This window comes from Candidatus Omnitrophota bacterium (assembly GCA_016929445.1).
Lineage (GTDB): Bacteria > Omnitrophota > Gorgyraeia > JAFGIU01 > JAFGIU01 > JAFGIU01.
The window spans coordinates 1-15,555 of sequence record JAFGIU010000060.1 but is presented as its reverse complement, the minus strand read 5'-3'; the positions used below and the strand labels follow the sequence as shown (position 1 = coordinate 15,555).

The window sequence follows — 15,555 nt, the reverse complement described above, 5'->3', positions numbered from 1 at the left end:
TGATTGCGCGGAATCCAGATCAATGCCGTGATAGAGAATATGGTAACGGAGCGCAGGATAATATTGCTCCAATTCATAGGCCTCAACCATGCCTTTGGAGATAAAGAGCCAGCGTGTGACCCACGGGATCAGAAAGCGTTGAATCCGGCTGACCGGTTCCAGGCCTTGGATGTAGACTGCGCAGGGAGTGCGCGTCCATTTGCAGGCGATAATGCCCGGGATTTCCATGGGGATGCCGTTGTTGAGATGGACCAGGTGAATACTTTCTTCGCGGATAAATTTTGCCAGAGTGCGCGCATAGGGCAGGGCCCAGTACAGAAAACCAAAACCGGGGATTTTGCACAGCAGCGGGTGCTTGTTCGGGTCCGGCGGAGGAATAATTTCCACCCGGATTCCCTGCTTGGCAATGCGGTCCAGATTATCGCCCTTGCGGTAGCCCACCACAATGGGTTCAAAGCGGCGCGGATCCAGCCGTTCCAAAAAGGCGGCCAGCCCGGCAGAAGAGCCTCCGAAGCCCGTGCCTGTTTCCACGCACAGGAGGCGCGTTAAGGGGCGCTGGAATTCGGGAGAGCGTTTTGACGTGAGCTGTGCGAAAAAGGCCTGGTACCGGAACAGATGAGGCTTGATTGCGGCCAGCATCTTTTGGAGCTTTGAGGGACCCGGGGCGAACTGGATTCCCACGCCGGGCAAAGCAGCCACGGCCTTGCGCGCATAGCTGTGGGCGGTGCTCCAGTCCCCTGTTGCGCGCGCGTCCCGCGCCAGCAGATAACAGGAGCGCGCAAAGCGGCGCCGGAGTTCGGTGGTGTGCGCTTCAAAGGCCGGGTCGTGCAGGCATTTTTCAAAGACCTTGGCCAGTTGCCACTGGCTTTTCATCGGATTGGAAGAGAGCCCGTCCGCAGCCACGGTATAGCGCGCCAGGATTTGGGGCAAGCATCCGAAAGGCGCTCTTATGGCCATGCGCAGCCAGAGGTCATAGTCTTCGTTGTTGGTCAGATGGCGATCAAAGAGTCCGGCTGTTGTGAGTGCTTCTGCGCGCGCCACGACCGTGAGTGTGGGGATGAAGTTGTGGTGCAGCAGATTCTCCAAAGTGGGGTCTAAGGGCTCTTGCGGCCGCTGCCCCGCTTGCAGTCCGCTTGGGTCAAACGCGTCCGCATAGGCGTAACAGAAGGCCCAATCCGGATGAGTGTCCAAGGCCTGCAGTTGGGCGCTGAGCTTGTTGGGATACCAACGGTCGTCGCTGTCCAAAAACGCGATGTACTGGCCTTGGGCTTTGCGGATGCCGAGATTGCGCGCGGCAGAGACTCCGGCATTGCTTTGATAAAGATAGCGGATGCGCGGGTCCTGCAAGCCGGCGATTTGTTCGCGGGTGGAATCCGTGGAACCGTCGTCAATGACCAGAACCTCCAAATCGCGGAAATCCTGATCCAATGCGCTTTGCACGGCTCCGGTCACCTCCGCCGCGCGGTTATAGGTGGGAATAACCACACTAAGGCGCGGCATCGAATGCCTCCTTGTCCGCAAAGTCGGCGAATGCAGTTTGGGCAGGAAGACCTTCAAACAAACAATTGTAGATCGCGGCCATCTTGGTGCTGTTTATTCTGACCGCAAAGCGTTCTGCCGCGCTTTTCTTCCCTGCCTCGCCCATCTTCCGGATCTCTTCAGGATTGCGGATAAGCCTCAGCAGGGTTTGGGCTAATTCCGGGGCCTCGTAAGTCTTAAGCACCACCCCGGCCCCGGAATCCCCTAAGACCTCCGGCGCCCCTCCGTCGGCCCAGGTGGTGACCACGGCTGTGCCTGAGGCCATGGCCTCGATGATGACGCCTGGGAATGCATCGCGCAAACTCGCGAGCACCAGCACGTCCAGGCTTTTCATGAGCGCGGGGATATCCTTGCGCGCTCCCGTAAAGATGAGTTTAGCGTTGAGCTCCAATTCCTCTGCCAGCGTGTGCAGATAGTCTTTGTAGGGGGCGTGGTGATCCATGCCTGTGTCCCCTACCACGAGAAACCGGGCCTCTGGTTCGTGTTTAAGAAGCTCTGCCGCGGCCCGCAAAAAGAGTTCCTGATTCTTGTTTCTTTCCAACAAGCCCACGATCCCGATCAATGGCTGTTCAGACCGGATGCCGAGTTCCTTGCGCACTGTCTCGGCGTCCTGCTCCGTGACTGAGGCAAACCTGGAGAGGTCCCGGCCGTCCGCGTGCACAAAAATGTGGTCTTTGCGGTAGCGCGTCCAGAAATCCGAGCGACGGGGCTGGGTGACCCAGCGCCGCGTGGCATGGGACACGCACACCACGGCTTGGGCGCGCGCCAGCCAAAAGCGCTGGGCCCAAGTCATCCAGAGCATGACGCGCACCTGGACCAGATAGCGGATGCCGGCCAGCCAGCTGGCCAATCCAATGGCCGGAGCATCGGTATGAAAATTGATATGCACCAGACCGATTTCTTTCATCTTGAGCCAATCCGCCAAATAGGCGGTCTGCGCCCAGGCATGCCTGAGCTTTCCGAAGCGCCACTCAATGGGGGCGTACTCGTACACAGGGATGGCGCCCAAGGAATCGATGGCCTCAAAATCCCTTTCGCCGGGTACGAGAATGCAGGCCTTGTAGATCTCAGGATCCAGGGACCGGATGGTCTCTTGCATGGATTGCGCGGCCCCGGCCCATTCCTGGCGGTGGAACACATAGAGAATCTTTCGCGGAGGGATAGACTTGAATCGCTGGCTGGGCCGGAGCATCTGGATCAGAGATTTCAGCAGCAGGACATGAGGGCGCAGCAGGCGGTAAAGGGAGGATCGACCCTCCAAAATACCGGGCGTGCGAAGGCCCACATCCGGGCGGGCCGCGCAAGCCTTGAGCAATTGCGCAAATGCCTGCCGCCACTCGCCGGCATTGTAGTGTTCTTCCGCAATTTTGTAGCGCACCCGGGCAATGCGGCGCTTTTTCTGCCAGTAGCGGACCCCCGTGTGTTTACCGGCCGGGATTTGCAGAAGACTATGCACGTGCATGTACATTTGCTTGGCTAAGCGGTGGGTGGTGCAACCGCTGTGGCGCCGGTAGCCGAGCGTGGGGTAAGGGATCATGCAATATTCCCCTGCCATGGCCAAACGCCAGGCAAATTCAAAGTCTTCGTTCAGATCGAATTTGGGCTTGTAGTGACCGGCTTGCTCAATTGCCGACGCGCGCACGGTTTGGGCGGAAGACAGCACAATGGGGCGCTCATAAAGGTCCACACGGGTGCCGTCTAAAGGCTTCTCCGGAATACGGCGTCCGGGCTTTTTGCCGTGCTGGTCGATAATCTCCGCTTGGCTCAGGACAAAACTCGCCTTGGGGTTTGCATCCAGATAGCGCACATGCTCTTGAAGGTGGCCGGGATACCATTCGTCATCGTCATCCAGGAAGGCAATATAGTCGCCCTGGGCGTGTTCGATTCCGTGATTCCGCGCCGCGGAAACACCCTTGTTTTGTATGCGCAGCAAGCGGACTCGCTTCTCAGCCGAACAGAGCGTTTGCACCGCGGCAATGTGTTCGGGCTTGTCGGACCCGTCCACGAGCACTATCTCAAAATCCTGATAGCTCTGGTTCAGAACGCTCTGAAGCGAAATCTTCAGAAACCCGGACCGGTTGTAGGAAATGAGGACCACGCTGACTGTGCTCATGACATCGCCTTCTTCCGCTTCACTGTGGCGGATGGAGTCGCGTCTTCAGCATCGGGAATCTGCGGCCACACGTCTCTTGAGGCCGCAAAAGAGGCCCACAGGCGCGCCAGCTTGTTTGCGCTTGTCTGACTGTCGAGTTTGCCGGCAACGGCGCGCCGGGCATTATTGCCCATAATCTGGTTCAGCTCCCTGTCTTCCAGGAGTTTTTTGAGCGCTCCGGCCAGCTGTTCCGCGTTCCCCGGCTCCACCAGGTATCCGTTGACATGTTCTTCGATAATTTCCGGAAGCGCACCTGCTCTGGAGGCAACGGCCGGCACACCGGAAGCCATGGCCTCGATTAGGGCCACGCCCAAAGTTTCCGTCTGACTGGGCAGGGCAAAGACCGTGGATTGACTCAAAAGTCGGGCGATATCCTCCTGGGTCTTAGAACCCAAAAGTTCGACTGTGTCACTCAAATCCAAGGCGCGTATTTGCTCGGACAGCGCGTCTTTTTCAGGACCCTCACCGATCAAGAAACACCTGAACTCCAGGCCCTGCGCCCGGAGAATCCTGCAGGCATCGAGGAGAACAGCTTGATTTTTCACTGAGTGCAGCCGGCCTACAGTAAGAATAACCGGAGTCGAGGGCAACTGACGTTGGTGTTGGAAGAACTTTGCGGCATCAATCCCGCAGGGAATGACGTGAACTTTGGCAGGTTCCAATGCGTACTGGTCAATGAGAAATGCCTTGTGGGATTCCGAAACCGTGACCAGGGCGTCCGCATCCCGGCTGACTTGGGGATAGGACTCGGTCCAGGCATCACCGCCGTGATTCGTGCTTGTAAATGGGACCCGGAGAAGCCGGGCGCAGACCCAGGCATAATAGGCGCCGAATTGGTCGAAGTGGGCGTGAACATGAGTGGGGGGCTTCATGGCCATTGTCTTTGCCTTGCAGACGGCCTGCAGAAAATGCCAGCGCAAGCTCCGGGTGCCTTGAAACACTCTGATGAATTCCGAAAAAAAGAAAGGCGGGTTGGAGCGCAATGCCCAGAACAGAGAGGCAGCTTTTTCGCGCTTAGAATATTCTCTGGTTCCAAAGTACTGTACCGGCCCCTTCAAGTGAACGAGTTCGGGAGAATGTAGCTCCTCTTCGTAGTCACGGTAGGAGTTGATCTCAATCCCGATTCCAAGCCGTTCAATGCCCAGAAATTCATTGATGATGAAGGCATCGGAGAGTGCGGGGAACACATCCAGAAAGTACGCGATCTGAACAGGTCTCTCACTCTTGGGGGCTTTGCCTTTCAGGATGCCCAGGGCATGGGAAAGCAGCATGCGGTAGGGGCTGATAGCTTTTTGGAACCGAGAAAGATTTTTGTTCGTGGGCATTTTCAGGCCCAGAAAGGGGTCAAACAAAATCCCCTTGGCCAAAGCGCGGCAAGCAGGCGCCCACATATCCACATCAAGATGAGTATTCGCCAGGCCTAAGTATTTTTGAGCGGTTTGACTGTTGAGTGCTTCAAGCTCACCAAGACGTTTGCAGTTCAGGCGGGCGCGAGCCATCACTCGCAAGTGATCCTTGTAGACTCGAATCAGGCGGTAACTCTCTTCCGGCCCCTTGGCTTTATTGTACTGAGACAGGTTGTTGCCGTGGATCCGGTAGAGCCCGAGCGGTTTCTCCAAAACTGTAAATGGGCCTTTGTGCATCAGCCGCAGCCAGAGGTCATAATCTTCAGCATAATCAAGGTCTTCGCAAAATCCCCCTGCCTCAAGCACATCACTCCGCCTCACCAAGGCCATACAGAGAGGAAAATAGCAAGTACGGGATAACGTTCTTGCAGTGTGTTTGGTGGGGATCGGAGGTTTGTGCATATCAGGCAGGGCCGCTCCATCCGGAGTCTGGGGCACCATCGATGCACTGATCATCCTGAGTTCTGGTTGGGATTCCAGTAAGGCCATCTGCACCTGCAGCTTGTGAGGAAACCAGACGTCGTCATCGTCTAAAAAGGCGACATATTCGCCTGCGGCTTGCCGGATAGCATGATTTCTGACCTTGGCAACTTTTCCGGAATGAGGGAGAAAATATCCGTGAATACGGGCATCTTGGGCGGCATATTCTTCGACGATTTGTCTGACGGAGCTTGGCGCACCATCACAGGCAATGTGAAGATCCCAGTCTGTGTAGCTTTGGCGCAGCACGCTCTCGATGGCCTCCACCAGCAAGTTGGGCCGATTGTAAGCTGAGATGATGACGCTGACTTGTGGCATGGAACTTCCTTCCTAAGTGACGGCTCGCTTGAGTTCTGCAAAGAAACTTCGGTCCTTCACATAAATCATTAGGAGATAGCCCAAACCGGCAAGAAGGATGACGGCAAGGGACGGCCCGGTGGAAAGCGGCAGGCCGGCAGCGTTGTTTTTTAGAGCCCATATTCCAATAACTGAAACGGCCAATAATACCAAAGAGCCGCTCGCGCACGGAGTAAACTCGTGGAGTATGTCCGAAGCGGAAATCTGTGTGAGGCCAAAAAAATAAAAGACACTGATCCCGACCGAAACAAGCGTGCCCATAAGCACGGCCAGGGCCGCCCCTTCCGGGCCCCACCAGTGGCATAATGGGACAAGCGCGGCGAGAAATAAGATTGTTTCAATGACATTGATCTTGAAGCTAAGCTTTGCGTGACCGTACGCCAGAAACACAGGGCCCACTCCCAAGAATAAACTCCGCAGCAGAGCGGCTGTTGTCAGAATCATCAGAATCGAGGCCGACGGCAGCCAGCGGCTGCCGTAGATCAGGGTGATGATCTCCGGGGCCAGAACAATGAGCAGCAGGCTAAACGGGACGGTCAACGCAGAAAAATGCTTGAAGATTTTTAGATACACGCGCGCGATTGCCTGGGGATCGTCCTGGATTTGTGAAAAGGCGGGATACGTCACATTGGTGATATGGCTGCCTAGATACTGGGCCACAAAGAATGCCAAGCCGTAGGCAATCGTGTAATACCCTACGGCCGTGGCGCCGATAATTTTCACGAGCGCCAGACTGGTGATATTGGTCTTGAGAAAGGCTAGTGTGGTGCTCCCCATCACAAAACCCCCGAAATGCAGCATGCTCTTGGCCAGGTCTTTGGAAAACCGGCCTCGGAAACGCCAGCCGCTCAAATACCAAATCATACTTGTCCGCACGATCACCCTCAGCATATAGGCCCAGACCAAACTCCAGACGCCGTGGCCTAACAGCGCGAGAATCACGGCGGCTGCGGAGAACACCACCTGGGCCAAAAAGTTCGCGAAGGCGCGCCTGGCAAACTGAAGGTTCTTCGTCAAGATGGCTCCGGGCACCCGGTTGAGGGAGGTGAAGACAAAGAGCAGGGCCAGGGTTTGAATCATACCCTTGAGTTCGGGATGGCCTGTGTATTGAGCGTAAATAGGAGCTGCGAGCAGGAGGATAACCATAAGGCAGAGCCCCGTGAGCGGGACGAGAAAGAAGGCCGTGTCCGCAGCTTCGTCAGCACGGTCCACTTCGCGCACGAGCGCGGTGTCTATTCCCAGGGTTTGAAAAAGGGCTAGTCCGTCGATCAACACAAAGGCCACGGCAAAAAGTCCAAAGTCCTGAGGCAAGAGAATGCGCGCAAGAATAGCGGTAGCGGCCACCGAAAGGATTTTCTCGGCGACGTTGCCCAAAAGTGACCATTTGACCCCTTGAGCGATTTGCCTGTTCAGCTGAGCTGTGCTCATGGATGAACCTTTCTCCGGTGCAGTCCTAAAGCCCGCTTCATTCTGTTTGAGAAATCACTTTTCACTCGTTGAATCTTTTGGATCCAGTATCCCGGTGTGGAGCCGTGCGCGATGGTTTTTCCCACTTCGGAAAAATCCGGCACAGGGTGGTTTAGGGCGCCCAGAACCTCCAAGACCACGGGCCCGTGTTCCAGGGCCTCAAATGCTTGGTCCAGCTTTGGCTCCGGGTTTTCACCCGGCTTGAGCTGAATGCCCTTGACTCCGAAGCTTTCAGCCAGCGAAGCAAAATCCGGGGCCAAATAGCGTGTGCCGGTCCAAAACTTGGAGGTTTTTCCAAGCATGCTTTCCATCATGCCGTATCCGCTGTCATTAAACACAATGAGCAGGATTTTCAGATTTTCCTCCAAGGCAGTCCCCAAATCAGACAAAGACATGAGCATGGACCCGTCGCCGGTCACGGCAAGCACTTGGCGTTGAGGGCAAAGTAACTTGGCTGCGATAGCCCCCCCCAACTCCCAACCCATACTGCCCCAGCTGCCGGCCCCGAAATGGGCATTGGCCTGCTTGACCGGAAGCATGGCCCGGAGCCAGTAATTATTGTTCCCGATTCCGCCGATCACAACGGCGTCGGAGTCCAGTCTCTTGCTTAAGGAGGACAAGACGCGCCCCAGGTCGGGCGAGGGCCCCGGAACTTGAGGCGAAATCAGGGTCTCCCGCCAAGCGTCCCTGTCCTGTTGCAACCGGCCGGCCAAGGAAACCCACTGAGGCTGTACTGGGGAAGTTTTTCCGGACAGTGCCTCTGTCAGCGCGGAAAGCGTTTTGGGAAGGCCGGCCATTTTGGGGTCCAGATCGTTCTGGGGGCATCCCAGGTAGAATGACCGTCCGTAAAAGCCATTCGACTTCAGATAACGGCGGGCTTCATCCTGGGACCGGTGTCCGACAGCCAGGATAAAATCCGCTTGGCAAAGGGCTTGCCGGGCATAGCGGTTGGTATTGATGCCGCCGGAATAACCGATAAAATTTGGACGGTGGTCGGGGATAGCGCCCCAGGCATTGTCGTCACTCAAGGCAACCAGTGCCTGAGAGCGCTCGGCAAGGGCTGCAAGTCCTTCCCCCAGGTTGAGGGATTTGGCCACGCCGCCGCCGAGAATCAAGGGGCGTTTGGCTTGAGAAAACAGGCGCAACAACCGGCGCACAGCCCGGGCATCCAACCTGCCCTCCACAGGGGCGATGGGCTGGTAGGGGGGCAGCAATATGGGTTTGGCCAGCATGATGTCGTGCGGAATTTCCACATGCACGGGACCTGGGCGTCCTGTAACAGCCAGGTGAAAGGCTTTTGCCAGGGCCGGTCCCAGGGCCTCGAGCGAGTGCACTGAGGTCGACCATTTGGTGAACTCCGCAAAGCTTCGAACTCCGGCTTCGGCGCTTTGGGTTCCGTGGAATTCAAAAGGATGGGCCCCCTGGCGCACCGCGCCCGAAATATGCACCAAAGGCGAATTGGAGGCATAGGCCTGGGCAACGGCAGTGATGGAATTTGTGGCGCCCGGCCCTGCGGTGGCAATGGCCACTCCCGGCCGCCCTGTCAGGCGTCCGGCCATATCCGCCATAAAGGAGGCATTATTTTCATGCTTGGAAACAACCAGGCGGATACTTTCGTGTCCGGCGAGTTCGGCAAAAATACCCAGGATATGCGAACCCAGCAATCCGAATACGTGTTTCACACCTTCCTTGTGCAGACATTCAACGACGACGGAGGCTGCATTGCTGTGGCGCATTTCGTCAACGCTCGAATCTGAATGGGTCTTCATGGGGCTCCCGTATACGATGAGACGGCTGAGAGAGTCTCTCAGCCGTTACAACAATCCAGAATATTTCCAGCAGGGACTACTTGGGTCTTATTCTTTTTCTTTTTCGATGTCCAAGGGCTGCTTCCAAAGGAGCTTGAGTGCGATCATCGTGACGGAAATTGCGCTCAGGATCCAAAACCTTTGGTCCCATTTGGGCAACTCGCCGATATGCCGGGCCATCAGAAAAAGCCCGATACTGCCTGCGGTGACCGACAGCACCAGCACGGATGCGGCCGACAGGTCTTTGATCTTCTTGGCCTGAGGATGCGTCCGGCCTTTACCGAGCCAGTCCACCGCTGTTTCGATGGCGGTATTCAGGAGCTCGGCGGACAGAACCATTCCCATCACAATCAGCACAACCATCCACTCGCCCGTGGTAAAACCCAGCATTACGCCCCCGGCCGATACCATTGCCGCGATAAAGACCTGGATTCTAAAATTGCGCTGGGTGTTCCAGGCCTCGGTCAGACCTTCCCATGCAAAACCCACACTCTGTGCAAATCTGGAACTGGACAACATCACTTACTCACTTTCTTGTTCAGGTTTCTTCTTATCCTGGCCGCCGTTGGCAGGACCCGTTGCCGCTTTCTTCTGGTCCGGCCGGTAGCCGTAGTAGTAGCCGTAGCCGTACTTGGGCACAAAGTAATCCGCGTGCGTCAAAATAAAACCCAGAGTACGGATATTGAGATTCCGGAGAATATCGTCTGCCTGGACCACCAGCTTGCGCTGCGTGCGCCCGGATTGAACCACCAGGATCATTCCGTCCATGTTGGCGCCCAAAACCCCCGCATCGGTCAAAGGGATGATCGGGGGCGTATCAAAGATGGCCAGGTCAAACTGTTCCCGGAGATCCTTGATGAGGCCGCGCATGCGGTGCGAGTCCAAAAGTTCCGTGGGATTGTCGGGCGTGGCCCCGGCGGGCAGGATGGTCAAATTGGGAATCTGAGTCTGGACCAGGGCCTGATCTAGCGGATATCCCTCGGAAAGGATCTCGCTCACACCCGGTTGCTCTTGAAGCCCGAGGACCTGGCGGATACTCCCCCGCCTCAGATCGCAATCCACCAGGACAATCCGCTTCTGGTCATTCTGCGCCATTGTCGCGGCCAGGTTGATACTGGTGAGCGTTTTCCCTTCGCTGTTGATCGCGCTTGTCAGGCCCAGCGTGCGAATCGGCTGCTTGGCGGAAAGGGCTTGCAGATTAGTTCGCAGAGTCTTGTATTGCTCGGCAATGGGGGAATGCGGATCATGATAGACCACGACATGCGGGTCTATACGGGATTCCGCCACCTTGACCGGATCCCGGTAGCGCACAGTAGGGCGCTCCTGGACTACTTTGGTAAAGCGGTCTTTTGCTGCTTTTTCCAGGGCCTTAGAAATCTTGCTCATAGTGCTGTCTCCGCGCGCTCAGTTGTCCCCAAAGGGCTCTCAAAGGGAAAAGGGTGTGCATCCACCGAAGGAATTTCGGCTGCCACTTCATCAATCATGGAGGAATCCACCGTGCGCCGCTCATTAACATATCCGGTGAGCAGAGCGGCATCACAAATTGAATTGATCAAGCGCGGGACACCTCCGGAATAGGCGTGGACACGTCTCATGGCATCCGCTGTAAAGATATCCACGGGTCCCCCGCTTACGTGTTCGAGCCGGTGTTTGATGTAAAGCCGGGTCTCTTCCTCATTCAAAGGTTCCAAATGAAAGAAGGTCGCCACACGCTGCTTAAGCTGCCGCAAGTTGTGCAGATTGAGTTTCCGCCAGAGCTCGGGTTGCCCCATCATGATGATCTGGATGAGCTTCTCGGTCTCTGTCTCCAGGTTCGAGATCATGCGAACTTCTTCCAATACCTTTGGGGCGAGATTCTGGGCTTCGTCAATCAGTAGCACCACATTGCGTCCCATCACAAGCTGGTCGACCAGATACTCGTTGAGCTGCGACAGAAGCTGTGACTTGGTTCCCGGTTTGTAGTCCACCTCGAGCTCCTCCAGAATGAGCTGAATCAGTTCTTTTGGAGTCAGATGGGTGTTCCGGATAATGGCGATTTGCGTATCGGCGTCCAGTCTGGACATCAGAGTCCTGCAAACCGTTGTTTTTCCCGCCCCGATTTCACCGGTGAGCACGACAAAGCCGCGCCGCTCTGAAATCGTGTAAACGAGCGAATTGAGCGCATCCGTGTGCTTTTCCGAAGGAAAGAAAAAGCGGTGATTCGGAGTTTGGTTAAAGGGTTTTTCTGAAAATCCGTAAAAGGTCTCGTACATTATCCGGTTTCCTAGATGAGGAATGCGCTGGCCACAATGCCTGCGGCCACGCACGCGATTACGCTTATTGTGGTGACAAGGCGTTTCCACCACAGGGCCCGTCTGGCCTGCACGTCTTCCACGGTGACGATCTTTGAAATCGAACCTAAGGCCGGCAGCTCCAAATCATCCCGGATCTCATCCGCGTCGCGGTAGGAGTTGTCGAGGTATTCCACCAGGAACGCACAACCGCCTCCCAACGCGAGTCCCACGAAAACGGCCAGGAACATCACGCGTTTGACATTGGGGCTTACGGGTTCGTAAGGCAAACGAGCCGGGTCCAACACCTTGAAGGTCGTGCCGTCGTCGGAGCTTTCAAGCCGCTGGGAGATCCGGGCTTTTTCCAAACGCGACTTGAGATGCGAGTACACGCCTTCGCTGATTCCGTAGTCCCGGGTCAGGCGCGCCATTTCCTGCTGCTGGCGCGGGATGGAAAGGGACATTTCGCTGTAGGTCCGGGGGTCCACATCGATCTGGCCGCTCTCCGCGACTTTGCGGATCTCCTCATTGCGACGGGATTTGATGCTTTCAATCTGTCTCCGGAGCTCCTTGACCGCAGGGTGTTCCTCGGTGTTGTCGATGAGCAGATTGGTGAGCTGCAGTTCGAGACCGACCAACTGGTCGTTTAGCGCCGAGGCAACGGGCATCTGGACCGCGTATACCTCTTTGAATTCGCGCAAGGCCTCTTCAGATTTCTCGAGTTTGCTCTCATAGATTTTGATCTGTTCCTCGATAAAATCAATGGCTGTATCGGCCTCGTCATTCTGCGCGGAGATATTTCTTTCAATGAGGATATTGGTCAGCGTATTGACCAGTTGTTGAGCTTGCTCCGGTTTCTCATCCTGGTAACCGATAACGATAATATCATTGCCCTTCATGCCGACCGCGATATCCCTGCGCAGCCGCCGGACAATGCGCTCGTAGGTGAGCGGACTCTCGTCGCCTTCGTTCAGGTTGAGTTCCTTGATGAGCTGGACAAGACTGGACCAAGCCAGGATTTCCTCGCGCATCGTGCGCAGGCGCTGGCTCACAGTGGTCGACACTGCGAGTCCGCTGATGAGCGGATTGAGCAGTTTCTGTTCCCGCACCAGGATCACGGTCTGTGCTTCATAGATCTCGGGAAGCACGACAATGGCCCCTGCTCCCAAGAAGATGCAGAGCACAAAGGGAATCAAAAAAGCCCATTTACGCCGCCAGATAAGCTTAAGATAATCCTGCCAACCGGCCGTTTCGGTCTGAATGGCCATACTTCTCTATCCTCCTGGACCTGGAATGAAATCCAGGCCGTTCCCCCGGTCAATTCCTGCAAGTGGCTTAGTCGAAAACGTCTCCGGCCACACTCGTGACCACAGCCGCCCGATAGAAGGGCGAGAAGAACTCATCCAAGGTCCGGGTGACACTAGTCATTACTGTCGGCGGTATGTACACGACATCTCCGGGCTTCAGATCGATGTTCTCCTTGAGAACACCCTTGTAAAGAATCTTCTGCAAATCAATCTTCCGTGCCACCGGATGGGTGTCATCCGGAGTGATCACCCAGGTGCGGTGAGTGGCTGCCGAAGCCCGTTCGGGAAGTCCGGCCCGGACTACGGCCTCACGCAAGGTAATGGAATCACCGGCCATGGCATACTTGCCGGGACTGGCCACCTCGCCCAGCAGGTACACGGACTTGGAATTGTAGCCCACAATCGCGACACTGACGCTCGGGACTTTGACATAGCGCGTCAAGTGGCTCACAACCACCTCTTTGAGCTCGTTCTTGGTCATTCCTACGGCCGGCACATCGCCCACAAAGGTGTACTGGAGGGCGCCGTCCGGGCCCACGACAAAACTGCCGCTGAATTCGGGCTGGCCGCGCACCATGATCTGAACCACATCCCCGATGCCCAGGGTGTACGGGCCGCTACCCAAAATGCCGGCCACGGTTCCGGACAGGGAATTGAGGCCGGGGGCTTCCCGGGCGGCAAGATAGCGATCGATGGCCTCGGTTGTTTGTTGGCGGTTTGGGGTCCCCTGACTAATCTGATTTTGGGAGCCGTAGCCCTGCTGCTGATAGGCGTCCGGCGAAGGCTCATAACTCCAATCGTCTTGCTGCTGCTGGGCCCAGCTGGGGTGAAGCAGAAGAGTGCTTAAGAGCGTGACTGCGAGCCCTAAACGGGTGATTTGTGTGATCCTGCGCATATATGCCTCCTAGAGCTTGTTCAATACAGGGATTCGTGGAAGGTACGCAGCCCGCGCACATCCTCTTCGCTGTAAACTCGCCAGCCGCGCCAGTCCCGCTTGGGAGGGCGCACCTTGCCGGCCTTTTCCCAGCGGATCAGGGTTTTTGCTGTAACACCCAGTCTGCCGGCGACTTCTGTGATTGTAAATCGTTTGTGGTTGCGACTTAGGTTCGCCACAACAACCTCCTGCTTCAAGATTGTGCGCCCTCTAAGTCTAGGCTTGTCCTATTATGTCCTAGACTGTCCTGGATATGCCAGACCAAAAAAAATGCACCCGGCTTCCCGGCACAGGAAGCATCTTGAGTGCCATTCCCAGGACTTCCCGGTCTTTGTGGGGGAAAGAGCCTGGGCAGGGACTCAGTGGCCTGCGAATGCGCTGCTGGGAAAGGCCCGAATGTTGAAATATTTGGACAATGTGAAGAATTTTACGAAGCCGGGCTCTGCAACACTTTACATTACTTTAAAGCCTAATACATAAAGAGGCTGTAAAGTACGTGGTTGAATCCAGGTTCAGTGATGCGGACTTCTTGCAAGGTGCGAAGACGCAGGCTATAATTCCTGTATGAGATTCTGTGGATAAGTTTTTAAAACTTAGCAGTATGGGGAGCTGTTCCACACCATGGCCTTCCAACTTAGACAAACCCAAAAACTCACGCAGAAGCTGGCGTTAACGCCCCAGATGCGCCAGGCCATCCGCATTTTGCAGATGCCTATTGCCGAACTCAACCAGTATTTGCGCGAACAGACCATAGAAAATCCCCTGCTTGAGGTTGCGGGGGATGCTGAACCTGAAATCAGCTCGGATCAGCCCAGCACAGATCATGCAATGGAGGCCGAAGCCCGACCGGAACCGGAAGCTCTGAGTCCTGAACAGGAATTCGTGGAGTATTTTGAGGAGTATATGCAGGATGACCCCTCGCGTAACCAGAAACTGGTGGATAATGACCAGGCCTTGGAAATGTACAACTTTCGCGAGAGCTTGCTTACGGATGCGCCGAATTTCCGCAATTCTCTATTTGAACAATTCCGGATGCTCAGTCCCAGAGCCGGCCTTTTTGAGGTCGGAGAGTATCTTGTCGGGAATCTGGATGAAAACGGCTACTTGAGAACGACGGTGGAGGAAGCTGCCGAATCCTGCGCGTGCTCTTTGGAGGAAAGCGCGGAGGCCTTGGCCATGCTCCAATCACTGGATCCTCCGGGAATCGCGGCCCGTGATCTGGCCGAATGCCTGATGCTTCAGCTGGCCCGGCAAGGCCGGGAGGATACGCTTGCGTACCGCTTGGTCAGGGACTACCTGAAGGAACTGGGGGTGCATCATCTGAAACGCCTGGCTAAGGAACTTAAAGTCCCCCTGTCCAAGATTGTGGAGGCCACGGCCATCATCTCGCAGTTGGATCCCAAGCCCGCCTTAGCCCTCGGATTGGATGATAATCACCCGGTTGTGCCCGACATCAGCATTGTGAAGGAGGAGGGCGGTTTTGTGGTTGTGCTCAAGGATGAAGAACTTCTCCCCTTAAGGCTGAATAAACAGTACCGCGAGTTGATCCAGAAGGCGGATTCAAAGCAGGACTTGAAGAGCTATGTGCGGGAGCGCCTTCATTCGGCCATGTGGGTCATGAAAGCCGTGCGCCAGCGCACCCAGACTCTGCGGAAGATTACGGAGTATGTGGTCTCGGTGCAAGAGGCTTACCTGGAACACGGGGCCGGCTATCTGGTTCCCCTGACCTTCAAACAGGTGGCGGACCACGTGGAAATGCACGAGACCACTATTAGCCGGGCGGTGGACGGGAAGTACGCGGAAACTCCTCAGGGGACCATTCGCCTCAGAGATTT

The 15,555-nt window shown here is 56.0% G+C and carries 12 protein-coding genes; 1 reads left to right on the top strand and 11 read right to left on the bottom strand.

Features of this window, described 5'->3' with window-relative positions; translation table 11 throughout:
• From JW937_05280 to JW937_05230, 11 genes are all read right to left on the bottom strand, one after another.
• A partial coding sequence (locus JW937_05280) for a glycosyltransferase (protein ID MBN1586826.1) occupies positions 1-1,500 on the bottom strand: 1,500 nt, incomplete at its 3' end.
• A complete protein-coding gene (locus JW937_05275) occupies positions 1,487-3,652 on the bottom strand; it encodes a glycosyltransferase (GenBank protein MBN1586825.1) in 2,166 nt (721 codons plus the stop codon). The genes JW937_05275 and JW937_05280, both read right to left, overlap by 14 nt.
• Positions 3,649-5,895 (bottom strand): glycosyltransferase, encoded by a 2,247-nt coding sequence (locus tag JW937_05270; protein MBN1586824.1) that lies wholly within the window; start codon positions 5,893-5,895, stop codon positions 3,649-3,651. The genes JW937_05275 and JW937_05270 overlap by 4 nt, the downstream gene beginning before the upstream one ends.
• A 12-nt stretch (positions 5,896-5,907) precedes the next feature.
• Positions 5,908-7,362 carry a lipopolysaccharide biosynthesis protein gene (locus tag JW937_05265; GenBank protein MBN1586823.1) on the bottom strand — a complete coding sequence of 485 codons (1,455 nt, stop codon included), beginning with the start codon at positions 7,360-7,362 and terminating at the stop codon, positions 5,908-5,910.
• A complete protein-coding gene (locus JW937_05260; GenBank protein MBN1586822.1) occupies positions 7,359-9,170 on the bottom strand; it encodes a thiamine pyrophosphate-binding protein in 1,812 nt (603 codons plus the stop codon). Before JW937_05260 ends, JW937_05265 begins: the two co-directional genes overlap by 4 nt.
• Before the next feature lie 87 nt (positions 9,171-9,257).
• Positions 9,258-9,728: a diacylglycerol kinase family protein gene (locus JW937_05255; GenBank protein MBN1586821.1), complete on the bottom strand. Its 471-nt coding sequence runs from the start codon at positions 9,726-9,728 to the stop codon at positions 9,258-9,260.
• A gap of 3 nt (positions 9,729-9,731) precedes the next feature.
• Positions 9,732-10,595, bottom strand: coding sequence for a CpsD/CapB family tyrosine-protein kinase (locus tag JW937_05250; GenBank protein MBN1586820.1), 864 nt, complete (start codon positions 10,593-10,595; stop codon positions 9,732-9,734).
• Entirely contained in the window at positions 10,592-11,461 is an 870-nt protein-coding gene (locus JW937_05245; GenBank protein ID MBN1586819.1) for an AAA family ATPase, read from the bottom strand. Before JW937_05245 ends, JW937_05250 begins: the two co-directional genes overlap by 4 nt.
• An 11-nt stretch (positions 11,462-11,472) precedes the next feature.
• A complete protein-coding gene (locus JW937_05240) occupies positions 11,473-12,747 on the bottom strand; it encodes a hypothetical protein (GenBank protein MBN1586818.1) in 1,275 nt (424 codons plus the stop codon).
• Between the two features lie 67 nt (positions 12,748-12,814).
• Positions 12,815-13,681 (bottom strand): polysaccharide export protein, encoded by an 867-nt coding sequence (locus JW937_05235; protein MBN1586817.1) that lies wholly within the window; start codon positions 13,679-13,681, stop codon positions 12,815-12,817.
• Between the two features lie 20 nt (positions 13,682-13,701).
• Positions 13,702-13,899 (bottom strand): MerR family transcriptional regulator, encoded by a 198-nt coding sequence (locus JW937_05230; GenBank protein MBN1586816.1) that lies wholly within the window; start codon positions 13,897-13,899, stop codon positions 13,702-13,704.
• A 442-nt stretch (positions 13,900-14,341) separates the two neighbouring features.
• Between JW937_05230 and rpoN the strand changes: the two genes are divergently transcribed.
• A partial coding sequence (gene rpoN / locus JW937_05225) for an RNA polymerase factor sigma-54 (protein ID MBN1586815.1) occupies positions 14,342-15,555 on the top strand: 1,214 nt, incomplete at its 3' end.

Excerpts from the sequence above, each read along its gene's own strand:
- JW937_05275 (MBN1586825.1), bottom strand. The coding sequence starts at position 3,652 with ATGAGCACAGTCAGCGTGGTCCTCATTTCCTACAACCGGTCCGGGTTT.
- JW937_05270 (MBN1586824.1), bottom strand. The coding sequence starts at position 5,895 with ATGCCACAAGTCAGCGTCATCATCTCAGCTTACAATCGGCCCAACTTG.
- JW937_05265 (MBN1586823.1), bottom strand. The coding sequence starts at position 7,362 with ATGAGCACAGCTCAGCTGAACAGGCAAATCGCTCAAGGGGTCAAATGG.
- JW937_05260 (MBN1586822.1), bottom strand. The coding sequence starts at position 9,170 with ATGAAGACCCATTCAGATTCGAGCGTTGACGAAATGCGCCACAGCAAT.
- JW937_05255 (MBN1586821.1), bottom strand. The coding sequence starts at position 9,728 with ATGTTGTCCAGTTCCAGATTTGCACAGAGTGTGGGTTTTGCATGGGAA.
- JW937_05250 (MBN1586820.1), bottom strand. The coding sequence starts at position 10,595 with ATGAGCAAGATTTCTAAGGCCCTGGAAAAAGCAGCAAAAGACCGCTTT.
- JW937_05245 (MBN1586819.1), bottom strand. The coding sequence starts at position 11,461 with ATGTACGAGACCTTTTACGGATTTTCAGAAAAACCCTTTAACCAAACT.
- JW937_05240 (MBN1586818.1), bottom strand. The coding sequence starts at position 12,747 with ATGGCCATTCAGACCGAAACGGCCGGTTGGCAGGATTATCTTAAGCTT.
- JW937_05235 (MBN1586817.1), bottom strand. The coding sequence starts at position 13,681 with ATGCGCAGGATCACACAAATCACCCGTTTAGGGCTCGCAGTCACGCTC.